General features: G+C 71.1%; 18 protein-coding genes. 14 read left to right on the forward strand and 4 right to left on the reverse strand.

The window, feature by feature from the left end:
- Positions 1-189: 189 nt before the first annotated feature.
- Positions 190-3,855 carry a glycosyltransferase gene (locus AB0B29_RS11610; RefSeq protein WP_362237162.1) on the forward strand — a complete coding sequence of 1,222 codons (3,666 nt, stop codon included), beginning with the start codon at positions 190-192 and terminating at the stop codon, positions 3,853-3,855.
- Positions 3,852-5,411 (forward strand): DUF5719 family protein, encoded by a 1,560-nt coding sequence (locus tag AB0B29_RS11615; protein WP_362237165.1) that lies wholly within the window; start codon positions 3,852-3,854, stop codon positions 5,409-5,411. The genes AB0B29_RS11610 and AB0B29_RS11615 overlap by 4 nt, the downstream gene beginning before the upstream one ends.
- Before the next feature lie 15 nt (positions 5,412-5,426).
- On the opposite strand, the gene AB0B29_RS11620 is transcribed toward AB0B29_RS11615, so the two are convergent.
- Both AB0B29_RS11620 and AB0B29_RS11625 read right to left on the reverse strand, forming a co-directional pair.
- On the reverse strand, positions 5,427-6,485 hold the full coding sequence (locus AB0B29_RS11620) for a DegT/DnrJ/EryC1/StrS family aminotransferase (RefSeq protein WP_362237168.1): 1,059 nt from the start codon (positions 6,483-6,485) through the stop codon (positions 5,427-5,429).
- A 43-nt stretch (positions 6,486-6,528) separates the two neighbouring features.
- Positions 6,529-7,461 carry a GDP-mannose 4,6-dehydratase gene (locus AB0B29_RS11625; protein WP_362237171.1) on the reverse strand — a complete coding sequence of 311 codons (933 nt, stop codon included), beginning with the start codon at positions 7,459-7,461 and terminating at the stop codon, positions 6,529-6,531.
- 243 nt (positions 7,462-7,704) lie between these two features.
- On the opposite strand from AB0B29_RS11625, the gene AB0B29_RS11630 reads away from it, so the two are divergent.
- From AB0B29_RS11630 to AB0B29_RS11645, 4 genes are all read left to right on the forward strand, one after another.
- Positions 7,705-9,108, forward strand: a complete 1,404-nt coding sequence (locus tag AB0B29_RS11630; RefSeq protein ID WP_362237173.1) for a hypothetical protein — start codon at positions 7,705-7,707, stop codon at positions 9,106-9,108.
- A gap of 70 nt (positions 9,109-9,178) precedes the next feature.
- Complete coding sequence (locus AB0B29_RS11635) at positions 9,179-10,384, forward strand: fructose-bisphosphatase class II (protein ID WP_362237176.1); 1,206 nt, start codon at positions 9,179-9,181, stop codon at positions 10,382-10,384.
- Positions 10,385-10,447: 63 nt separating this feature from the next.
- The gene (locus AB0B29_RS11640) at positions 10,448-11,224 is read left to right on the forward strand and encodes an HAD-IIB family hydrolase (RefSeq protein WP_362237279.1); all 777 of its coding nucleotides are present in this window, start codon (positions 10,448-10,450) and stop codon (positions 11,222-11,224) included.
- Entirely contained in the window at positions 11,221-11,784 is a 564-nt protein-coding gene (locus AB0B29_RS11645) for an NUDIX hydrolase (protein WP_362237179.1), read from the forward strand. The genes AB0B29_RS11640 and AB0B29_RS11645 overlap by 4 nt, the downstream gene beginning before the upstream one ends.
- 29 nt (positions 11,785-11,813) lie before the next feature.
- On the opposite strand, the gene AB0B29_RS11650 is transcribed toward AB0B29_RS11645, so the two are convergent.
- Complete coding sequence (locus AB0B29_RS11650; protein WP_362237182.1) at positions 11,814-12,266, reverse strand: metallopeptidase family protein; 453 nt, start codon at positions 12,264-12,266, stop codon at positions 11,814-11,816.
- A 295-nt stretch (positions 12,267-12,561) separates the two neighbouring features.
- Here AB0B29_RS11650 and AB0B29_RS11655 point away from each other — a divergent pair, with 295 nt between their 5' ends.
- The 7 genes from AB0B29_RS11655 to AB0B29_RS11685 all read left to right on the forward strand — a co-directional run bounded on the left by AB0B29_RS11655 (position 12,562) and on the right by AB0B29_RS11685 (position 19,573).
- The gene (locus AB0B29_RS11655; RefSeq protein WP_362237185.1) at positions 12,562-12,984 is read left to right on the forward strand and encodes a DUF3499 domain-containing protein; all 423 of its coding nucleotides are present in this window, start codon (positions 12,562-12,564) and stop codon (positions 12,982-12,984) included.
- Between the two features lie 117 nt (positions 12,985-13,101).
- Positions 13,102-13,272: a Trm112 family protein gene (locus AB0B29_RS11660; protein WP_362237188.1), complete on the forward strand. Its 171-nt coding sequence runs from the start codon at positions 13,102-13,104 to the stop codon at positions 13,270-13,272.
- Between the two features lie 226 nt (positions 13,273-13,498).
- Positions 13,499-14,626, forward strand: coding sequence for an SIS domain-containing protein (locus AB0B29_RS11665; RefSeq protein ID WP_362237191.1), 1,128 nt, complete (start codon positions 13,499-13,501; stop codon positions 14,624-14,626).
- A gap of 54 nt (positions 14,627-14,680) precedes the next feature.
- Complete coding sequence (gene manA, locus AB0B29_RS11670; RefSeq protein ID WP_362237194.1) at positions 14,681-15,832, forward strand: mannose-6-phosphate isomerase, class I; 1,152 nt, start codon at positions 14,681-14,683, stop codon at positions 15,830-15,832.
- Between the two features lie 152 nt (positions 15,833-15,984).
- Positions 15,985-16,965: a cation diffusion facilitator family transporter gene (locus AB0B29_RS11675; RefSeq protein ID WP_362237197.1), complete on the forward strand. Its 981-nt coding sequence runs from the start codon at positions 15,985-15,987 to the stop codon at positions 16,963-16,965.
- A gap of 386 nt (positions 16,966-17,351) precedes the next feature.
- Positions 17,352-18,809, forward strand: a complete 1,458-nt coding sequence (ahcY, locus tag AB0B29_RS11680) for an adenosylhomocysteinase (protein ID WP_362237200.1) — start codon at positions 17,352-17,354, stop codon at positions 18,807-18,809.
- A gap of 149 nt (positions 18,810-18,958) precedes the next feature.
- Positions 18,959-19,573, forward strand: coding sequence for a hypothetical protein (locus AB0B29_RS11685; RefSeq protein ID WP_362237202.1), 615 nt, complete (start codon positions 18,959-18,961; stop codon positions 19,571-19,573).
- A 43-nt stretch (positions 19,574-19,616) separates the two neighbouring features.
- Here the strand turns inward: AB0B29_RS11685 and AB0B29_RS11690 are convergent, their stop codons facing one another.
- Positions 19,617-20,669 carry an RDD family protein gene (locus AB0B29_RS11690; RefSeq protein ID WP_362237205.1) on the reverse strand — a complete coding sequence of 351 codons (1,053 nt, stop codon included), beginning with the start codon at positions 20,667-20,669 and terminating at the stop codon, positions 19,617-19,619.
- Between the two features lie 127 nt (positions 20,670-20,796).
- Between AB0B29_RS11690 and AB0B29_RS11695 the strand changes: the two genes are divergently transcribed.
- The gene (locus tag AB0B29_RS11695; RefSeq protein ID WP_362237207.1) at positions 20,797-21,804 is read left to right on the forward strand and encodes a stage II sporulation protein M; all 1,008 of its coding nucleotides are present in this window, start codon (positions 20,797-20,799) and stop codon (positions 21,802-21,804) included.
- Positions 21,805-22,241 lie beyond the last annotated feature (437 nt).

Here is a 22,241-nt window from a genome sequence, read left to right on the forward strand (position 1 = left end):
GTCGCCCGTGGGTCATCCACAGGCGGCGGGCCGTTCGCCCGCCCGTCTCCCGACCACCACCCCTCAACGAGGCGCTGCGCGCCGCCCCTGGTGGACTGCCGATAGTGTGGTCGCTCGTCCGAGACGCCCCGCCGCCCCCACCGGGCGCAGGCGTCCACCGCAGTCCACCGAACCGGGGCCCGTACCTCGATGTCCGTGCACAGCCACCCGGCAGCTCCTCACGACGCCGCTGCCGCACCTGAGTTCCCGCGCCATGTGGTGACCGCGGTCCTCGTCTCCCACGACGGCGCCCGCTGGCTGCCCGACGCGCTCGCCGGGCTCCTCGGCCAGGAGCGCCCCGTCCAGTACGCGACGGGGGCCGACACCGGCAGCTCGGACGCCTCCGCGCAACTGGTCACCGACGCGCTCGGCGCCGACCGGGTGCTGCACCTCGCCCGCCGCACCGGCTTCGGCCAGGCCGTCGAGGAGTGCGGCCGCACCGCCCCGGTCCTCACCCCGGACGAGCTGCCGTACCTGAAGCGCCCCAGCGGCTGGGACCCGGTCACGCGCTCGTGGCGCGACGACGCCTACGACCTGCCCGAGCTCCCGCACGGCGAGCCGGTGCAGTGGCTGTGGCTGCTGCACGACGACTGCGCCCCCGCCCCGGACGCCCTGGCCCAGCTGCTGCGGGTCGTGGACAACGAATACGAACTGGGCCGCGAGGACGTGGCCGTCGTGGGCCCCAAGCTCCGCGGCTGGTACGACCGGCGGCAGCTGCTCGAGGTCGGCGTCTCCATTGCCAACTCCGGCCGCCGCTGGACCGGCCTGGACCGCCGCGAACAGGACCAGGGCCAGCACGACCACGTCCGGCCTGTGCTGTCGGTGTCCACCGCCGGCATGCTCGTACGCCGCGACGTCTTCGAGCAGCTCGGCGGATTCGACCGCCACCTGCCCCTCATGCGCGACGACGTCGACCTGTGCTGGCGCGCGCACGCGGCGGGCTACCGCGTCCTGGTCGCCCCCGAGGCGGTCGTCCGGCACGCCGAGGCGTCCAGCCGCGAGCGCCGCACGGTCGACTGCGTGGGCCGCACCGCGGCCTCCCCGCACAAGGTCGACAAGGCCGGCGCCGTCTACACCCTGCTCGTCAACTCGCGTACGGCCGTGCTCCCCTGGGTGCTACTGCGGATCGTGCTCGGCACCCTGCTGCGCACCGTGGCCTACCTCGTCGGCAAGGTCCCCGGACAGGCCGTCGACGAGATCCGCGGCCTGATGGGCACGCTGCTCCGGCCCGAGCGGATCCTCGCCGGACGGCGCGGCAGAGGCGCACCCCAGATCGACAAGGGCGAGCTGCGGGCGCTGTTCCCGCCGCCCGGCGCGACCGTCCGCGTCACCGTCGAGCAGGTCGCGGGCAGCCTCGCCGGTCGCTCCGACCCGGAGGCCACGACCGGTGCCGGACGGCACGGCAGCGCCGTCGAGTCGGGCCCCGGCGGCGACGACGCCGACTTCCTGGAGATCGAGCAGTTCGCCCGGCTCAAGCGCATCGCCCGCAAGCCCGGCCCGGTGCTCTTCCTCGTCCTGCTGCTCGTCTCCCTGGTCGCCTGCCGCCAGCTCCTCGGCGGCGGCGCGCTCGCGGGCGGCGCCCTGCTGCCCGCCCCGGCCGACTCCGCCGAGCTGTGGTCGCGCTACCTGGACGCCTGGCACCCGGTCGGCGCCGGCGGCACCTCGTCCGCACCTCCGTACATCGCGCTCGTGGCGATGCTGGCGTCCCTGCTGTTCGGCTCGACCGGCCTCGCCGTCACCGTCCTGCTCGTCTGCTCGGTGCCGCTGGCCGGTGTCACCGCCTACTTCGCCTCCCGCCCACTCGTCGAGTCCCGGCTGCTGCGCGCCTGGGCGGCCGTCGTCTACGCCTTCCTGCCCGCCGCCACCGGCGCCCTCGCCGGCGGCCGCATCGGCACCGCCGTCCTGGCCGCGCTGCTGCCGCTCATCGCCCGCGCGGGCATCGCGGCAGGCGGACTGGCGAACTCCGCCGGAGCGCGCGGCAGCTGGCGCGCCACCTGGGCGTACGCACTGCTGCTGACCATCACCACCGCCTTCACGCCGATCGTGTGGCCCATCGCGCTGCTCCTCGGCATCGGGCTGCTGGTGCTGCGCCGGAGCGACATCACGGCCTACGGGCTGCGCTTCCTCGCCCAGCTCGGCACCCCCCTGCTGCTCCTCGCCCCCTGGTCGCTGACGCTGCTCCCGTTCGGCTTCCTCAAGGAAGCGGGCCTCGCATACGGCCCCTCGGCCGCGTCCGCCCTCGACCTGCTGGGCGCCAGCCCGGGCGGCCCGGGCACCGTCAGCGGTCTCATGCTCATCGGCATCGTGCTGGCCGCCCTCGCCGCCCTGCTGCGCTCGGAACGCCAGGCGGGCATCTGGACCGCCTGGGCGGTCGCCCTGACCGGCTTCGTCTTCGCGGTCCTGTCCAACAGCTCCACCTGGGCCGGACCGGCGACCCTCGTCTACGGCATCGCCCTCCTGGCGGCCGCAGCGCTGGGCGCCGACGGGGCCCGCGCGCGGGTCGCCGAGCAGAGCTTCGGCTGGCGCCAGCCCGTCGCCGTACTGATCGCCTTCGCCTCGGCAGCGGGCCCCCTGCTCATCGCCGCCGGCTGGATGATCCGCGGCGCCGACAACCCCCTGGAGCGACGTGACCCCACCCAGGTCCCCGCGTTCGTCGCGGAGGAGAGCAACACCCGCGACCAGGCCCGCACCCTCGTCCTCGACAGCGACTCCGGCGCCCACGTCGGCTACATGCTGGTCCGCGGCTCCGGTGCCCGCCTCGGCGACGGCGAGATCGCCGCGGCCGACGGCGAGAACAGCGGGCTCGACAAGGTCGTCGCCAACCTGGTCGCGGGCTCCGGCGCCGACCAGGCCGACCAGCTCGGCGGCTTCGCCGTGCGCTACATCCTGGTCCACCAGGGCGCGCCCCGCGAGGTCACCCGCGTCCTGGACGCCACGCCCGGCCTGACCCGGCTCAGCCAGCAGGACGGCGGCGCGCTGTGGCGCGTCAACCGGGAGGTCGCGCGCGCCACCATCGACCCCGCCTCCGGCGCCGGGACCCCGCAGCCCGTCGCCGCCGGGCCCGTCGACATCCACACCACGATCCCGGCCGGCGCCGACGGACGCGTGCTGCGCCTCGCCGACTCCGCCTCCGACGGCTGGACCGCCACGCTCGACGGCAAGCCGCTGACCCCCACCACGGTCGACGGCTGGGCCCAGGGCTTCCGGCTCCCCGCCACCGGCGGCACGCTGGACGTCACCTACGACGACCCGATCGGCCACACGGCCTGGCTGTGGGCCCAGGGCCTCCTCGCGGTCGTCCTCGTGGTGCTCGCCCTGCCCGGCCGCCGCCGCGACATCGACGACGACCTCCCCGACGAGCCGGCCGCCCCGGCCGAGGCCGTCGCCGGTGAGGGCCGCCGGGCCCGCCGCCTGCGTGCCCAGGCGGAGGCCGAGTCCGAAGAGGCCGCCGTCCCCGGGGAGTTCGAGCCCCCGCAGCCCCAACAGCCCCCGGCGGCGGTGCCCCAGCAGCAGAACTACGGCCAGTGGGACAACGCCGGCTACCAGGACGGTGCGTACGCGGGCTACGGCGACCAGTACCAGAACGCCCCGTACCCGGCGGACCCCTACGGGCAGCAGTACCCGGCGGACGCGTACCAGGGCGGCCAGTACGACCCGTACGCCTACGGAGGCCAGGGGCAGACCCCGTCCTACGACCAGCAGGGCTACGACCAGGCCTACGACCAGGGCCAGGGCTACGGCACGCCGTACGACCCGGCGCAGCAGCACCACCCCCACGGCACGGGCAGCGAGCGTCCCGACGGGAGCCAGCAGTGAACCGCACCACCCTGTCCCTGATCGCCGGCACGACCGCGCTCGCCGCCGTCACCGGCTTCGCCGCGCTGTCCGCCCCGGACGACGCCCCGGCCGCCGACACCGCCAAGGCGGCCGCACAACTCCCCGTGGAGCGCACGAGCCTGCTGTGCCCGGCGCCCAGCACGTCCGACCTCGCCGAGACGTCCTACACCTCCTTCACGCCCGTCACGAAGGGCACCGGGAGCGGCGGCAAGGCCGGACTCAGCGCGGCCACCCAGGAGTCCGCGGTCACCGCGCCCGGTGACAAGGGCACGGGCGACGGCAAGTCCGGCAAGTCCGGCGGCAAGTCCGGCAAGGACGGCGGGAAGTCCGGCAAGGACCAGCCCGCGGAGCCCGTGCTGACGCCCAAGGAGCCCGGGAAGCCGGTCACCGGTGACAGCTCCGGCGGCGATGCCCCCGCGCTCGTCGGAACCGCGGACGGCAGGTTCGCGCCCGGCTGGACCGTCCAGGAGACCACCGAGGTCGCCGCGGGCACCGGGCGCGGCCTGCAGGGCGTCAACTGCACGGCCCCGGACACCGACTTCTGGTTCCCCGGCGCCGGCACGCAAGCCGACCGCACAGACTACGTCCACCTGACGAACCCGGATGACTCGGCCGCCGTGGTCGACATCGAGCTCTACGGCAAGGACGGCGCCCTGAAGTCCACGGTGGGGGAGGGCATCACGGTCCCGCCGCACGCCTCCGAGCCGGTCCTGCTGTCCACCCTCACCGACGAGCGGCAGACCGACCTCACCGTGCACGTCAACGTCCGCAGCGGACGGGTCGGCGCCGCCGTGCAGGCCCTGGACGACAAGCTCGGCGGCGACTGGCTGCCGGCGTCCACGGACCCGTCGGGCAGCCTGGTCCTGCCCGGCATCCCCAAGGACGCCACCTCCGTGCGCCTGGTCGCCTTCACCCCAGGCGACGCCGACGCGGACCTCAAGGTGCGCCTCGCCTCCCCCTCCGGGCTGATCACCCCGGCCGGACACGAGACCGTGCACGTCAAGGGCGGCATGACGACCGCCGTCGACCTGGGCGACGTCACGCGCGGCGAGGCGGGCTCCCTGGTGCTGACCCCGACGGACCGGTCCGTGCCGGTCGTGGCGGCCCTGCGGGTCCTGCGTGGCAAGGGCGACAAGCAGGAGACGGCGTTCATCCCCGCCACCCGTCCCGTCGGCACACGCGCGACGTCCGCCGACAACAGCGGCAAGGGCAGCACCCTGTCCCTGACGGCCCCCGGCGCCGCCGCCACGGTCAAGGTCACCGCCTCGGCCGGCAGCGAGGGCGGCACACCGGTGTCGAAGACGTACACCATCAAGGCCGGCACGACCCAGGACATCGAGCCCCCGGCCCCCGCCGGCCTGAAGGGCACCTACGCGCTCACGGTCGAGCCGGTCTCCGGCGGCCCGGTCTACGGGGCCCGCACCCTGGCGGCGAACGAGGACGGCGTCCCCGCCTTCACCGTGCAGACCCTGCCGGACGACCGCGGGACGGTGGCGGTGCCGGAGGCGGACGAGGACCTGTCCATTGTCAACTGAGGCTCCCGGGCGAGATCACATCAGGGACTCGGCCACTTCGGCCACCTCTTCGGGCATCATGTGCGCCCAGGTGGGCAGCCACATCGCCGTCCGGGAAACTTCCGAGGCGTGGACACAAGGCCGGGGTGCATAGCGGTGATACAGGGGTAGATCGCTCAGGGCCGGCCACACGGCGCGGACGTCCACTCCGCCGAGACGCGCGCGCTCCACAACGGCATCCCGCTCGGCTGTAGTGACGCAGTGAAGCCAGCAGGACGGAGAGGCCCATAGTTCTGCCGGGCGAGGAGAGAAGCCCTGTCCAGCAAGACGGGCCCCGTACAGGCGGGCTACCTCCGAGCGGCCGGCCACCAGTTCGTCCCAGCGCTCGGCTTGGGCGGCACCGACGGCGGCAGTCAGGTTGGTCATCCTGCCGTTACGCCCGGCAACGCTGTGGTGATAGGGCCGGCTCGGAGTCATGCCGTGATGCGTGAGGAGACGGATTCGGTCAGCCAGTTCCGGGTCATCGGTGAGCACGGCCCCGCCCTCGCCGGAGGTGATCGCCTTGTTCACGTGGAAGCTGAAGACCGACACGACGCCGAAGCTGCCCGCCGGGCCCTTCAGGGTCCGCGCTCCATGGGCCTGGGCGGCGTCCTCGATGATCGGCACCTCCAGTTCGAAGAGGCGCTCGTATTCACAGGGATGACCCATGAGGTCGACAGCGATGACGGCTCTGGTGCGTGGCGTCAGCAGGGCGCGAGCCGCATCAGGGTCGATGGTCCAGTTTGACGGTGTGACGTCACACAGGACAGGAGTGGCCCCCACGGTGAGTACGGCGGCGGCGGGCGCGGCGAAGGTCAGCGCGGGCACGAGGACCTCATCGCCCGGGCCGATTCCCAGCGCCGACAGCGCGATCTCCAGAGCCGTGGTGCCACTGGACACGGCTGTCGCGGATGCTCTGCCGGTCCGCTGCTCCAGCGACCGTTCGAAGGCACTGACGTAAGCGCCGGTTCCTGAGATCCAGCCCGATGACATCGCGTCCCGGACATTGTCGGACTCACTCTCACCCAAGGATGGCTGGGACAGCGGGATCCTCATCCTCACCTCATGGCTGGTCGTCGGTGGTCAGGCATGTGACCTGTCAACCGAGGTGGAATACCTCAGCCCCCGTCTGTCCCGTGCAGCCGGCCGTCGCCGCTTCGGTCAGGACGTCGGTCAGGCTGGTGGCGAGCGGGATCGTCGCCTGCCACCCCGTCAGCCCCCGAGTCTTCCCGGGGTCCCCGACCAGGCTTGGCGCGTCGGCTCCGCGCACCAGGTCGGGGTCCTGGCGGTACCGCAGTGGGCGCCCAGTAAGGAGGATCATCGTCTCGACCAGCGCGCGGATCGGGACACCGACACCGGTGCACAAGTTGTAGACCTCGCCGGGCCGCCCGTTCCGCATCAACAGCCGCAGGCCGCGTACAGCGTCTCGCACGTCGAGGAAGTCCCTCCGGGCGTCCAGATTGCCGACCGTGATGTGGCTGCGGCCGGACCGTGCAACGGAGACTAGGCGGTGCGCAAGGGACGGAACCAGGTAATCCGGTCCTTGTCTCCGCCCGATGACGTTGAAGGGTCGGATGATGATCACTCGCAGTCCGTGTGCGGCGAGGTAGTGCCGGGCCACCGACTCGACTGCCAGCTTGCTCGCCGCGTACGGCGAAAGCGGGGCGGGCGTGCGGCTTTCGTCGATGGGTGAGTCGATGCCAGTTCCGTCGAACACTCCGGCACTGCTCATGACGATGACCCTCGCCTGGGGGGAGGCGGAGCGGGCGGCTTCGAGGAGCGAGATGGTGCCCCCCGCGTTCGAGCGCCACGTGTGGGCGGGATCCTCCCACGACCGCCTGACACTGGCCTGGGCGGCCAGGTGGTAGATGTGATCGGGCTCAGCCTGCTCCAACACCCGTGTCAGACGGGCCGTGTCACCGATGTCGCAGTGCGGGAGGTCCACCTCCGTCACGCGCTCCCCTTGGGCGCGGAGGAATTCGCAGAGCTGGGATCCGATGAAGCCCGCCCCCCCGGTGACGACGGCTCTCACCGTGAACTACCCGGAAAGATCATGGCCCTCCAGCCCCTGCTGCCGAGTGGGCTGGAATGATATGTCCCTGACACTGGCTACGGTCAACAGGGCAGCACTGCAACCCGGTTGACCGGGTGACAAGAGCGAGCGCGGTCGAGGGCATGAGCCATCAGTACCGGGAAAACGCGCCTCTCCCGAGCGGAATGTCGATATCTTCAGCGGGGCCGCTACTCGCCCGCAGCAGTCGCTGAAGGAGTTTCTGTGGACCACCAGTTCGCCGTGCTCTCAGACCCTGCTGACGTCCCCGCGCCACCAGACCCCGACCGGTTGCGCATCAGCGGCTGCTCCGTCGTCATGCATTTCGCACATCGGCTGACCGAGGGCCTCGACTTTTCGCAGATTTTCGAAGCCGGCGGCTTGACGGAGGTCGACGACGACCGTTCGTACAGCACGAAAGTGCGGGTCGGTTCCGGGCTCGTGTACTCCTCCCTGTTCGATTGCGGGCCTCTGCCGGCGGCGCTCGCCCGCGTGGTGGGCAGCAGCCACGCCGACGTGCTCCGGCAGGCGGTGGTCTCGCTCGGCGGGGAGTACGCAGTGACGGCCCTGCCCATCATCTTGTCCGTGCCCGGACCGATCACCCAGGAGACCTCGGCCGTCGAACTCACCACCCCGCTGACAACTGACACGCTGCTGCGTTTCATCTCGCTGCTCGGCGCCCCGGACACCTCGCGCATCCTCGCTGAGCAGTCCTCCGAGGCCTTAGCTCGGGCCGTCGGCATCGAGCCGAGCGACATCGAGAAGACCTGGGCCGTGGAGGGGTCTGTCGCGATTCAAGTGTGGAATCTCGACGGCACGCGCGACCGCGTCAGTACGAGCATGTACGCGGGCATGGACGAGTCCGCGCTGTACGCCTGGGAGATCTCCGCGCTGCTCTCCTACGCGACGGATCATCTCTTGGAGCACGGACTGTGGCTGCGGCGCAGTCCGCAAAGTGTCTTCAGCCACGTGCGGACGGGTATGGCGTTCTTCGACGACCACATGGTGTTCGTCAACTCGGACTGCTGTCTGGAGATGGCGCACCTGCCGGCGTGGCTGCGGGGAAGGTCACAGTTCCGTCTCTCGGCATATGGATACGACTCCTCGTCCATCTACGTGTGGACGTTGGGCATCCTGCGCAGGATCGTCTGCTACGACCTGAGTACCCGCTATCGGTCGGTGCTCGCGGACCTGGCGATACGCGACGACATATCCCCGACGGAACAATCCCTGCTGACCCGCCGGAGGATCCAGCGCGCTGCACTCCTCGACCGGTGCGTCGGCTTCCGGGAGAAGCTGATCGAGAGCAGGAACCGGCGCCTGGACGAGTGGGCGGAACGGGAGCGGCCGACCGAACAGGTAGTCGCCACCCTCGACAGGGACATGGAGAAATGCGAGACAGTCTCACTGAGTCTTCTGAGGGTCCGTGAGGACCGGGAGAAGAACCGGCGGGACTCCTTGATCGCCGTGATGGGAATCGTCCTTGCCGTCGTGCAAATCCCCGATTTCGTGGATCAGGTGGCGGGCTGGCTGGACAGTCGCCGATGGGGTCTGCTGGGCGTGTCGGCATCACTGATTCTCGTGCCGCTCGCGGTGCTGCTGCGAGTACGGCGACGCAGGGTCGAGTGAGACTGGCCCGCGGCGGGCATCGCCAGGGCGGCCGGTCGAATGCGCCCCGAGGGGCAACGGAAGAGGGACAATGGACGACAGTCTGAGCAGCATGATCCTTGCCGTCGATGAGCGGTTGACCCATGCCGCTATCACGTGGTTGGACCAGCCGGCGGCACATGGTGGCGGGTACGGCCCCGCGGCCGACGGCGGGAACGATCGTGCGCCGCGGGACGGGACTGCGGACGAGGAGGACGCTTACCTCGTAGCCGCCCTGGCCTCCGCGGCCCTCGCAGCGGCCGAGGCCCGGGCGAGTTTCGGCGAGGACATGTCCTTGAACGACCGCAAGGTGGCAGTGGACGGCGCGGCCACCGAGGCAGCGGAGAAGATCCTGGGCCGCGCCCCCTTCAGGATCCGCGTCGCCGCGGGCGAGGGGGAGCGTGACGACAGCCCGGGCGCCCACACCGGCCAGTGGCTTGGCCTGCCGGGCGACGTCTCTCCCGTGATTGATGGAGTGTTCGACTATGTGGACGGTACCGAACTCGTCGCGACGGACCAGCCGGGTGCGCTGGCCCTGGGCGGCTTCGGTAGCGGCGTCCGGCCGGTTCCCGACCTGCAAGCGTATGCCGCGCTGGCACCCACAGGCGCACTGCGCGACCTCGACATCATGTCCAGGCCGGAGGACGACGTCGTCCCTCTGCTGGAGGGCATCGCCGCAGCCGCGGGGAAGCGCCCTGACGAGCTGACCATCTCCACCCACTCGCTTGCGTCGAAGCCGATGCACCGCACTCTCGTCGACCTCATGAGGGGGCGGGTGCGTGAGGTCCTCGTACCCGAGCGGGTCACCGTGGAGCCGCCCTATCTGTTGTCACTCGCCGGCCTGAGCGAGCCGAGGATCGACAGCATGATCGGCGCCATCGGTCTGTCGGAGCTCGCTTTCGCCGCCGGTTTGGTGGACCTCGTGGCACCGGAACTCGGCTTCGTGTTCCGGCTGGCTTCGGTGACGGGTCCACGCGCGGAGCCGCGCCTGACCAGCCTTGACGCTCTGTTCAAGTTCTCCGAGGATGAGGAGGCTGCGCTCAGGTCCGGGGGCTGGTGCAAGGATCGCCAGTACACGAGCGCGGACCTGGTCCAGCCGGGTTCCAGCCGGGCTGCGACCCTGTTCGCTGTCACGGACAACCCGACCCTCGGTCTTCGCGGACCGGAACCGCGCGGGGGCGGCGTTGCTCACGTGGAAGGGTTTCTGGTCAAGCCTGCGGCGAGGATCGGCAGTATCAGGCTCAGCTACCGTAGGTGAGCTCGCCGGGCCGACGAGCATGAAGAGAAGGATGGCGCATTGGTACTGTCGACTCGCATCGTGATGTTCGACTTGGACGACACTCTGGCCCTGTCCAAGGCGAAGATCACTCCTCGGATGGCCCAGTGCCTGACGCGCCTCCTGGCCCACAAGCACGTGTGCATCATCTCCGGCGGCCGCTACGAGCAGTTCCAGACGCAGGTTCTGGAGGAGTTGTCGCTCACTCCCCAACTCGCCGAGCGCCTTCACCTGATGCCGACCTGCGGCACGCGCTACCTGAGATGGGACGTGGACGGCTGGCGGGACGTCTACTGCGAAAACCTCTCGGACGAAGAGAAGTCACTCATCGTGAGCGCTCTGACCGACGGAGCGAAGTTTCTGGGGCTGTGGGCAGAGGAGACCTGGGGAGAGGTGATCGAGGATCGTGGCAGCCAGGTCACCTTCTCCGCCCTCGGCCAACAGGCTCCGCATGCGGCGAAGGCGGCTTGGGACCCGGACGGATCCCGCCGTCGGGCTCTGCGGGAGTACGTGGCGGCGCGACTGCCCGATCTAGAGGTCCGAAGTGGTGGCTCCACGTCCATCGATGTCACGAAGAAGGGCATCGACAAGGCATACGGCGTGCTGCGGCTTCTGGAGTTCCTCGATCTTCGCGTCGAGGACGTTCTCTTCATCGGTGACCGGCTCGACGAGGGCGGCAACGACTACCCCGTGCGGGAGCTGGGCGTGCCGTGCGTGGCCGTCGCCGGGTGGGAGCAGACCGCCGAGTACATCGAGGCCATACTCGCCTCAGACTCCGAGCATCCGCTCCTCCCGGTGCTGGCTCCGTTGGACCCCACGTGACCGAAGCCGGAGCGTCCGGGGGAGCGCCGGGCTGTGATGGACACTGGCAGGAGCTGTCCCGGACAACGGTGTACGAGAAGTACGGCCGCTCCGTGGTCGAGGTGAGGTACCGCCTCCCCTCGGGCTCGGTGGACACCTTCAGCGTCCGCGAGGACCGGCCGAGCGTTGGGGTCCTGGCCCTGACTCATGACGACCAGATCCTCCTCACCAGGCAGTTCCGGCCCGGTCCCCGCCAGTTCGTGTATGAGCTGCCAGGCGGCTACGTCGACGACGAGGAGACGCCCCTGGACGCAGCGCAGCGCGAGTTGCTGGAGGAGACGGGGTACCAGGGAGACACGGAGGTGGTCGGGAGGTGTTTCGGCGACTCGTACAGTTCGGCGGTGAAATTCTGCGCAATCGCCCGCAACTGCACCCTCCGACAGCCGCCGCAGCCGGAAGACACAGAATTCATCGAGGTGCTAAGCGTCCGGCCACAGCAACTGCGGGGACTACTCAGGGTGGGTGATGTCACCGATGTCGACCTCGCCTACCTAGGTCTGGACTTCCTCGGCATGCTCTGATGCGGGCTCCCCGCCGCCCCCCGTCGGTCTCAGCCGTCCTCGCCGTACCGGGGATCCACCGTCTCCGGCGTCAGCCCGAGGAGCTCGGCGACCTGCTCGACGACGACCTCGTGCACCAGCGCCGCCCGCTCGTCGCGCCCCTTGGTGCGGATCTCGACCGGCCGCCGGTAGACGACCACGCGCGCGGGGCGTCCTTCGCGCGCGCTGATCGTGCCGCCGAGCGGTACGGCCTCGTCGTTCCACGCCTGGCCGGGCCCGTCGAGCCGCGGCACCTCCAGGACCAGGAAGTCGATGTCGGCGAGTTGCGGCCACCGCCGCTCCAGGCGCTCCACGGAGTCCTGCACCAGATCCGCGAACGCCTCCGCGCGGCTCGCGGCGAGCGGCACCTGCGGAGGTGCGATCGGGCCGCGCATGCCTCGTCCGTGGCGATCACGACGGCGGGGCCCGGGGGCGGCGGCACGGGGCGATACGGGCTTGTCCATCACTGGTGAAGGGTAGTCCCCGCCGCGCCCCCGCGTCCGGCACCGCACGACGGCACGGGCGGCTTCCGGCCGCCACCGCGCGTCATGTCGTTACATGACGATTCAAGCCAAGGTTGGGCTCAAATCCGTATCCCGTCGAGAGCGGAGACCTCACGGTATTTGATGGTTTTGTGATGACTCTTGATCGCTTGCGGGGTCGATCTCCACCTCGGGCGCCGATGTCCCGGCAGGTCAGGAAGGTGCGCCCGATGGGGTGTATGCGGTGTTTCACAGCACGACACGGGGGAGTGACCTGGTGGAGAGTCGTCGCGGCCCGCTCAAGAGTGCGGTACCGTCCAACATCGTGAGCCCTGTACGTCGCTGTTCGCGCACCGCCTGCGGCCGTCCCGCCGTCGCGACGCTGACGTACGTCTACGCCGACTCGACCGCGGTCCTCGGCCCGCTCGCCACCTACGCCGAACCCCACTGCTACGACCTGTGCGCCGAGCACTCCGAGCGCCTCACCGCCCCGCGCGGCTGGGAGGTCGTCCGGCTCCTCGACGGTTCGGCCCCGGCCCGCCCCAGCGGTGACGACCTGGAAGCGCTCGCCAACGCCGTGCGCGAGGCGGCCCGTCCGCAGGAGCGGGCGGCCGAGGCCGGCGGCGCGGGCCGCGGGGCCGACCCGAGGGAGGTCGCGCGGCGCGGGCACCTCCGCGTGCTGCGTTCACCCGAGTCCTGAGCCCCCGGGATCCTGATGCCCATCCCGGGTACTGCTCTGTCTCTGTGCATGCAGGCCCGGCGATAGGCTGATCGAAGCCGCCGATTACCTGCGTTTGACCGTGAAGGACACCACACGATGCCGCTCGAACTCAGCCTCCTCGAGATCCTCGCCTGCCCGGCCTGCCACTCCTCCCTCACGGAGCAGGAGGCCGAGCTGATCTGCACCGGCGCCGACTGCGGCCTGGCCTACCCCGTCCGCGACGGCATCCCCGTCCTGCTCGTCGACGAGGCCCGCCGCCCCGCGTGACCGCCGGAGTGCGCCCAAATCCATGATCCGGCACCGCGCACAGCGGCTGCCGGCCGGGCAACCGCCTTCACCCGCACCCGAGCGACACCCGGTGCACAGGAACCCCGCCGGCCGGGCAACCGCCGTCTCCCGCACTCGAGCGACACCCGGTGCACATGACCCCCGGCCCAGCGGGCACGATCCAGGACACCCCACAACGGACCCCGGCGATGGGAAGCTGCCGCCCATGCTCGACGAATCGCTGCTCGACTCTCCGGAGGGCCTCGCCGAGGCCGACCACCGCGGGCTGCTCCGCGGCGCCGCGGAAGCCGGCGCCCGCGTGCGCACAGCCGCCCGCCATGCCGCAGAGGCCGGCGTCAACGACCTCAAGCCGGACGGCCGCCCCCGCGCGGTCCTCATCGCCGGCCCGGGTGCCGCCGCCACCCACGCCGCCGACCTCATCGGCACCCTCGCCGGCGCCGGCAGCCCCGTCACCCGCCTCGCCCCCACCGGCGTCGCCCCCGCCGCGGGAGCCCTGCGGTGGGAACTGCCAGGCTGGGTCGGCTCCGTGGACCTCCTGCTGATCACCACTCCCGACGGCACCGAACCCGGACTGTCGCTGCTCGCCGAGCAGGCGTACCGCCGCGGCTGCACCGTCGTCGCCGTGGCCCCCGCCCCCACCCCGCTCGCCGAAGCCGTCGCCGGCGCGCACGGCATGTTCGTCCCCATGGCGACCGCCCCCTACGACCAGGACGAGCCGCTCGCCGCGTCCGCCCCCGGCGTCCTGTGGGCCCTGCTCACCCCGCTGCTGGCACTCCTCGACCGCACGGGCGTGCTCGCCGCCCCGCCGGACGCCCTCGGCAAGGTCGCCGACCGGCTCGACCGCGTCGCCGAACGCTGCGGCCCGGCCATCGCCACGTACAGCAACGCCGCCAAGACCCTGGCCGCCGAACTGGCCGACGCGCTCCCCATCGTCTGGACCGAGGGCACCTCGGCCGGGCCCGCGGGCCGCCGCTTCGCCGCAGCCCTCGCCGAGCTGTCCGGCACCCCCGCCGTCGTCGCCGAACTGCCCGAGGCGCTCGCCGCCCACGGCGCCCTGCTCGCCGGCCCCCTGGCCGCCAGCGCCGACCCCGACGACTTCTTCCGCGACCGCGTCGAGGAACCACCCGCCCTGCACGCGCGTGTGGTGCTGCTGCGCGACCGCCCCATCGGCGGCCTCACCGCCGCACCCGGCGCCCGCGACCTCGCCCTCAGCCACGACACACCGATCAGCGAGCTCGAGCCGGAGGCCGGCGGCGAACTGGAGACCCTCGCCGAACTGATCGCCATCACGGATTTCGCCGCGGTTTACCTGGCGCTCGCCTCGAGGGCCTGATCTTGCCCGGGACACCCTGACGCGCCCGCACCCCCGCACAGCAGAGAGAACTCCATGGACCGCCTCGACAACACCGTCCGCCCCTACGCCTGGGGCTCCCCGACCGCCATCCCGCAGCTGCTCGGCGTCGAACCGACCGGCGAACCGCAGGCGGAGATGTGGATGGGCGCCCACCCGGGCGCACCCTCGCGCACCGGCCGGGGCACGCTCGTCGAGGTCGTCGACGCCGACCCCGAGAAGGAACTCGGCCAGGCCGCCGTCGCCAGGTTCGGCCCCCGGCTGCCCTTCCTCCTCAAGATCCTCGCCGCGGGCGCCCCGCTCTCCCTCCAGGTCCACCCCGACCTCGCCCAGGCGCAGGAGGGCTACGCCGACGAGGAGCGGCGCGGCATCCCCGCGGACGCCCCGCACCGCAACTACAAGGACGCCAACCACAAGCCCGAACTGATCTGCGCCCTCACCGAGTTCGACGGCCTGTGCGGCTTCCGCGCCCCCCTGGCGGCAGCGGCTCTCCTCGACGACCTCGGGGTCGACTCCCTCAAGCCCTACGTCGACCTGCTCCACGCCCACCCCGAGGACGCCGCCCTGCGCGAGGTCCTCACGGCGATCCTCACCGCCGACCCCGACGAGATGTCCCGCACGGTGGCGGAGGCCGCGACCGCCTGCACCCGCCTCGGCGGCGCCTACGCCCCCTACGCCGACATCGCCCACCACTACCCGGGCGACCCCGGCGTCCTCGCCGCGATGCTGCTCAACCACGTCCGGCTCCAGCCGGGTGAGGCCCTCTACCTCGGCGCCGGCGTCCCGCACGCCTACCTGAACGGCCTCGGCGTGGAGATCATGGCCAACTCCGACAACGTCCTGCGCTGCGGTCTCACCCCCAAGCACGTCGACGTCCCCGAACTCCTGCGCGTCGTCCGCTTCCTCCCCAGCGACCCCGGCGTCCTGCGCCCCGAGGCCTCTCCGGACGGCGAGGAGGTCTACGAGACCCCCATCGACGAGTTCCGCCTCTCCCGCTACGTCCTTCCCGAGGCGGGCGCCGCCCACGACCTCACCCGCCCGACCCCGCAGATCCTGCTCTGCACGGCCGGCACCGTCCGGGCCGGCGAGCACGACCTCACCCCCGGCGCTTCGGTCTTCGTCCCCGCCGGCGAAAAGGCCGAAGTGTCCGGAACGGGAACGCTTTTCCGGGCCACCGTCGTCGTCTGACCGTTTCGATAACCCCGTGCTGGTGACCTGACTCACCGCTGTCACGACGGGCTGCAACAATGGCCCACCGTCAAGCACGGGCAAAGCCACGGGCGCGCACCATGGCGGTCGCCCGGGCCCTGGAACGGCGTACGAAGGGACAACGCGGACATATGAGCGCGTCAGGCGGTACCAAGGCGATCGTGGCGGCATTGGGCGCCAACCTCGCGATCGCGGTGGCGAAGTTCGTGGCGTTCCTCTTCAGCGGCTCGTCGTCGATGCTCGCCGAGTCCGTGCACTCCGTCGCCGACTCCGGCAACCAGGCGCTGCTCCTGGTCGGCGGCAAGAAGGCCAAGCGCGAGGCCACCCCCGAACACCCCTTCGGCTACGGCCGCGAGCGCTACATCTACGCCTTCCTCGTCTCCATCGTGCTCTTCTCGCTCGGCGGCATGTTCGCCCTCTACGAGGGCTACGAGAAGATCAAGCACCCGCACGAGCTGACGCACTGGTACTGGCCCGTCGGCGTCCTGGTCTTCGCGATCATCGCCGAGGGCTTCTCCTTCCGCACGGCCATCAAGGAGTCCAACACCCTCCGCGGCGGGCGCTCGTGGAAGGACTTCATCCGCCGCGCGAAGGCCCCGGAGCTCCCGGTCGTCCTCCTGGAGGACTTCGGAGCCCTCGTCGGCCTGGTCCTCGCCCTCGGCGGCGTCGGCCTCGCCCTCCTGACCGGCGAGAGCGTCTGGGACGGCATCGGCACCCTCTGCATCGGCGTCCTGCTCATCCTCATCGCCCTGGTCCTCGCCGCCGAGACCAAGTCCCTGCTGCTCGGCGAGTCCGCCGGCATCGAGGAGACCCGGAAGATCGAGGCCGCGATCGTGGACGGCGACACGGTCACCCGCATCATCCACATGCGCACGCTCCACCTCGGCCCCGAGGAACTCCTCGTCGCCGCCAAGATCGCCGTCCAGCACGACGACACGGCCACCGAGATCGCCACCGCCATCGACGCCGCCGAGGCCCGTATCCGCGACGCCGTCCCGATCGCCCGCGTGATCTACCTGGAGCCGGACATCTACAGCGAGAAGGAAGCGGCCAAGGGCCCCGACCCGGAGGCCGCCCCGGGCGGCCCCGCCCCCCACCCCGCCGAACACTGACCCTCCCTCTCCGGCCCACGGGGCCCGCCGCACCACTCGGCGGGCCCCGTCCGGCTTCCCGGTCCGACCACGCCGCCCGCCATCGGGTCCCCGACCCCGCCCGTCGCCCCGTCCGTCCTCCGGTCCGTCACATGATCGGCTCGATGTGTTCGCGCACGGACTGGGGATCGCACCCGCCCCCGGTGTAGCTTGGGACGGAGCCAGACGTCGCTGCTGATGGCGGTCGGGCGGTCCCGAAGCGGACCGGCCGAGGGAGAGAGGGCCTCCGACGGACTGCGCTGCGCGTACGCGGGCATGCCTGTGTCCTCTTTCGGGCACCCCTGTGTCCGCCGCCGCGCAGACCAGCCGTACCCACCCTCGACCCACACCCCGAGGAGCAGCTCGCAATGACGACTGTCGAGAACCGACAGGACTTCAAGGTCGCCGACCTCTCCCTGGCCGAGTTCGGCCGCAAGGAGATCACCCTCGCCGAGCACGAGATGCCGGGCCTGATGGCGATCCGCAAGGAGTACGCCGACGCGCAGCCCCTGGCCGGCGCCCGTGTCACCGGCTCCCTGCACATGACGGTGCAGACCGCCGTACTCATCGAGACGCTGGTCGCCCTGGGCGCGCAGGTCCGCTGGGCCTCCTGCAACATCTTCTCCACCCAGGACCACGCGGCCGCCGCCATCGCCGTCGGCCCGAACGGCACGCCCGACAACCCGCAGGGTGTGCCGGTCTTCGCCTGGAAGGGCGAGACCCTCCAGGAGTACTGGTGGTGCACGGAGCAGGCGCTGACCTGGCCGGACAGCCCCACCGGCGGCCCCAACATGATCCTGGACGACGGCGGTGACGCCACCCTCCTCGTCCACAAGGGCGTGGAGTACGAGAAGGACGGCAAGGTCCCCTCGCCCGACACGGCCGAGTCCGACGAGCACCGCGTCATCCTGGAGCTGCTGACCCGCACCCTGGGCGAGAACCCCCAGAAGTGGACCCAGCTGTCCTCGGAGATCCGCGGCGTCACCGAGGAGACCACCACCGGTGTCCACCGCCTGTACGAGATGCAGCGCGACGGCGTCCTGCTGTTCCCGGCGATCAACGTCAACGACGCCGTCACCAAGTCGAAGTTCGACAACAAGTACGGCTGCCGCCACTCCCTGATCGACGGCATCAACCGCGCCACCGACGTCCTCATCGGCGGCAAGACCGCGGTCGTCTTCGGCTACGGCGACGTGGGCAAGGGCTGCGCGGAGTCCCTGCGCGGCCAGGGCGCCCGGGTGATCGTCACCGAGATCGACCCGATCTGCGCCCTGCAGGCCGCGATGGACGGCTACCAGGTCGCCACCCTCGACGACGTCGTGGACAAGGCAGACATCTTCATCACCACGACCGGCAACAAGGACATCATCATGGCCGCGGACATGGCCAAGATGAAGCACCAGGCCATCGTCGGCAACATCGGCCACTTCGACAACGAGATCGACATGGCCGGCCTCGCCAAGATCCCCGGCATCGTCAAGGACGAGGTCAAGCCGCAGGTCCACACCTGGACGTTCCCCGACGGCAAGGTGATCATCGTCCTGTCCGAGGGCCGCCTGCTGAACCTGGGCAACGCCACCGGCCACCCCTCGTTCGTGATGTCCAACTCCTTCGCGGACCAGACCCTGGCCCAGATCGAGCTGTTCACCAAGCCCGACGAGTACCCGACCGGCGTCTACGTGCTGCCCAAGCACCTCGACGAGAAGGTCGCCCGCCTCCACCTCGACGCGCTCGGCGTGAAGCTGACGACGCTCCGCCCCGAGCAGGCCGAGTACATCGGCGTGAAGGTCGAGGGCCCGTTCAAGCCGGACCACTACCGCTACTGAGCCGCTACCGCCACTGAGCCAGCAGCACCGCTGCCGGCCGGCCGGTGACCGGTCAGATCCCCGAGGCAGGCCCCCGCACCCCCGTGCCGGGGGCCTGCCCCGTTCGCCCGGCCGGCGACCGGCCCAGCCCGTCAGGACCCAGGACCCCCATGCCCCGCGGCCGCTATTCGCTCCACGATCCGCACGATCACACCCCCCTCGCGGACGAACACTTCCAATGCGCCCCCGGCCCCTCCGGATGGCGCTACGTCTCCCAGCTGACCACCCCCGCAGGCGATCACCACGGCTCCGTCGACCTCACCCTCGACGAACTGGGCCGACCCATCCGCCTGGAACTCCACGCCGCCGCCTGGCAGGTCCGCGGCGCAGCCCTCGACGGCGTCACCTGGGTCCGCACCGACCCCACCGGGACCGAGGCCACCGAAGGCAATGTGCGCGCCCACGCCTTCACCGGCACCTCCCCGGCATTCCTCGTCGCCACCGCCCGTCTCCTGCGCCTCACCCCCTCCACAGCGGCCACCCGCGTACGCCTCGTCGCCTTCACGGACCCGGTCCTCGCCCCCCGCACCGTGGATCAGTCCTGGACCTTGCTGAAAAGCGAAGCACACGCCACTGACAACGGCCCCCTGACCGTGGACGAATACCAGGTCACAGCTCTGGACACAGGCGAGCAGCACACCGTGCACATCGCCGGGGACGTGGTGCTCGCGGCCCCCGGCATCGAGCTCGAAGACCTGGAATCACCGCCGTCGGTGTTCACCTGAGCAGGCAGCCGCGTTCCGCCGGCGCCCGCTGCCCCGCCCTGCCCTACGCCGGGGGCACGAACCCGGTGCGGGGTCGCTCGCCGGCCGAAACCCCCGGTGGCACCGCCGGCTCTGCGTTCCCCTGCGCGTCGGACGGCCGGGACACCACCTCGGGCACCGCCCCAGCCGGCGGTCGGAAGCCGGCCGAGGCGCCGTCCACGGCAGGAGCATCGGCCGCCGCGCCCGAATCGGCGGGCACCTGATCGGTGGGCACGGCGACGCCGGGCACGGGAACGGCGGGCACCTGATCGGCGGGCACGGGGACACCGGGCAAGGGAACAGGGGCGAACGTCGCCGCCGGGGCCGCCTCGTTCCCGAAAGCCCGCCGGGCCTCCCGCGCCTGCCGTTCCTGCACGACCGCCGCCAGATACGCCGCCGGCGGCACACCGTGGGGCACCGGAGCCCCCGTACGCTCCGCCAGATCCGCCGCCAACCGCTCCGCCATCGACCAGCCCACCTGCGGATCCAGCTGCTGCATGCGCGTCAGGTACTGCCGGACGGCGAGCCACAACCCGTCGGGCACCGCCGACAGGTCGAGCCCCGCGAACCGCCCGGACAGCCAGGGCGGAGGAGGCGGCACGAAACCGGTCCGCGCGACCGGAATCCGCTCCCGCACGACGAGCGTCCCCGCGAACACGTCTCCCAGCCGCCGCCCACGCGCCGACACGAACGAGGCGATGCAGGCGACGATCCCGAAGGTCATGAGGATCTCGATCACCCCGATCAAGCCCCTCACCAGCGCATGCCGGAACCGAATGGGGCCGCCGTCGTCGCGCACCACCCGCAGTCCGCACGCCATCTTCCCGAGCGAGCGCCCGTGACTGAGCGTCTCGACCGCGATCGGCCCACCCACCAGCACGAGAACGAACGACGCGATGGACAGCGCCGTCTGCGCGGCCTCGTCGAGGGAGGCCGTGGAGGTGACCAGCACGATGGTCACCGCGACGTAGACCGCCATGGCCGCCACCAGATCGAGCAGCAAGGCCAGCGCCCTGCTGGGCAGCCTCGCGGGGCGCAGCTCCAACGCCACAGCCTCGCCCGTCACCAGCTCACTCACGCCGCCGTCCTTCCCCTGCCCTGCCCCCGACAGGGCCAGTCTGCCAAGCTGAGGGCGCATCGCACCGTAGTACGACAAGCTGATCCACGACGAGCCTCCGACGACCAGCCGAGGAGCAGGCACACCGATGGACCTCGACGTCTTCGTCTCCGCCCACCGAGCGGAGTGGGACCGCCTCGAAGCCCTCCTCCGCCGCCAGCGCCGCCTCGACGGCGCGGAGGCCGACGAACTCGTCACCCTCTACCAGCGCACCGCGACGCATCTCTCCCTCATCCAGTCCAGCGCCCCCGACCCGCAACTGACCGGTCGGCTCAGCCAACTCGTGGCACGCGCGCGTAGTGCCGTGACAGGCACCCGTCGCGCCTCCTGGCGTGACGTCACCCGCTTCCTCGCCCACGGTTTCCCCGCCGCCGTCTACAGGTCACGGCACTGGTGGGTGCCCACCGCCCTCCTGTCCACGGCCGTCGCCGCCCTCCTGGGCTGGTGGATCGGCAGCCACCCCGAGGTACAGGCCGCGATCGCGGCTCCCAGCGAGCTGAGGGAGCTCACCCGCCCCGGTGGCCAGTACGAGACGTACTACTCCAGCCATCCGGCTGCCAGCTTCGCCGCCCAGGTCTGGACGAACAACGCCTGGGCCGCCGCCCTGTGTCTCATCCTCGGGGTCTTCCTCGGGCTCCCGGTCCTCTGGATCCTCTTCCAGAACATGCTCAATCTCGGTGTCGGCGTCGGCCTGATGTCCTCGGCCGGCCGCCTCGACACGTTCCTCGGCCTGGTCCTCCCACACGGCCTCCTGGAGCTGACCGCCGTCTTCGTCGCAGCCGGCACGGGCCTGCGCCTCGGCTGGACACTCATCGACCCCGGCCCGCGGACACGGCGCACGGCGCTCGCGGAGGAAGGCCGCGCAGCCATAGGCATGGCCATAGGCCTCGCCCTCGTCCTCTTCGTCTCGGGCGCCATCGAAGGCTTCGTCACCCCGTCGGGCCTCCCCACCTGGGCCCGCATCACCATCGGCGTCGCCGCAGAAGTGGCCTTCCTGGCCTACGTCTACGTCCTGGGCGGCCGGGCCGCCCGCGCGGGAGAGAGCGGAGACGTCGAGGCGACGGAACGCAGCGCGACCGTCCCGACAGCCGCCTGATCGTCCCGCCGACCGGCGGATGTGCGACCACGTCCGTTCAACTGCTAGTCTCCTCTTCGCCCCACAGGAGCCGTTGACACGGCGAGTGCGGGGAGGTAGATTAGAACAGTTGCCTGGAAATGGGGCTCCAGTCCCAGACCGGCGACAGTGAACATCTATCTGCTTCATGAAGCGTTGCTTTCATTGAAGCCCCTCCCGATGAATCGGAAATGAGCAGCCGGTCAGACCGGCCAAAAACTTCTGATAAAGTCGGAACCGCCGGAAAGGGAAACGCGGAAGCGGGAACCTGGAAAGCACCGAGGAAATCGGATCGGAAAGATCTGATAGAGTCGGAAACGCAAGACCGAAGGGAAGCGCCCGGAGGAAAGCCCGAGAGGGTGAGTACAAAGGAAGCGACCGTTCCTTGAGAACTCAACAGCGTGCCAAAAGTCAACGCC

The organism is Streptomyces tibetensis (assembly GCF_040647715.1).
Taxonomy (GTDB): Bacteria; Actinomycetota; Actinomycetes; order Streptomycetales; family Streptomycetaceae; genus Streptomyces; species Streptomyces tibetensis_A.

Coding starts and splice junctions, on each gene's coding strand:
- AB0B29_RS11610 (WP_362237162.1), top strand. CDS start 190: ATGTCCGTGCACAGCCACCCGGCAGCTCCTCACGACGCCGCTGCCGCA.
- AB0B29_RS11620 (WP_362237168.1), bottom strand. CDS start 6,485: ATGAGGATCCCGCTGTCCCAGCCATCCTTGGGTGAGAGTGAGTCCGAC.
- AB0B29_RS11635 (WP_362237176.1), top strand. CDS start 9,179: ATGGACGACAGTCTGAGCAGCATGATCCTTGCCGTCGATGAGCGGTTG.
- AB0B29_RS11640 (WP_362237279.1), top strand. CDS start 10,448: ATGTTCGACTTGGACGACACTCTGGCCCTGTCCAAGGCGAAGATCACT.
- AB0B29_RS11650 (WP_362237182.1), bottom strand. CDS start 12,266: ATGGACAAGCCCGTATCGCCCCGTGCCGCCGCCCCCGGGCCCCGCCGT.
- AB0B29_RS11660 (WP_362237188.1), top strand. CDS start 13,102: ATGCCGCTCGAACTCAGCCTCCTCGAGATCCTCGCCTGCCCGGCCTGC.
- AB0B29_RS11665 (WP_362237191.1), top strand. CDS start 13,499: ATGCTCGACGAATCGCTGCTCGACTCTCCGGAGGGCCTCGCCGAGGCC.
- manA (WP_362237194.1), top strand. CDS start 14,681: ATGGACCGCCTCGACAACACCGTCCGCCCCTACGCCTGGGGCTCCCCG.
- AB0B29_RS11675 (WP_362237197.1), top strand. CDS start 15,985: ATGAGCGCGTCAGGCGGTACCAAGGCGATCGTGGCGGCATTGGGCGCC.
- ahcY (WP_362237200.1), top strand. CDS start 17,352: ATGACGACTGTCGAGAACCGACAGGACTTCAAGGTCGCCGACCTCTCC.
- AB0B29_RS11685 (WP_362237202.1), top strand. CDS start 18,959: ATGCCCCGCGGCCGCTATTCGCTCCACGATCCGCACGATCACACCCCC.
- AB0B29_RS11695 (WP_362237207.1), top strand. CDS start 20,797: ATGGACCTCGACGTCTTCGTCTCCGCCCACCGAGCGGAGTGGGACCGC.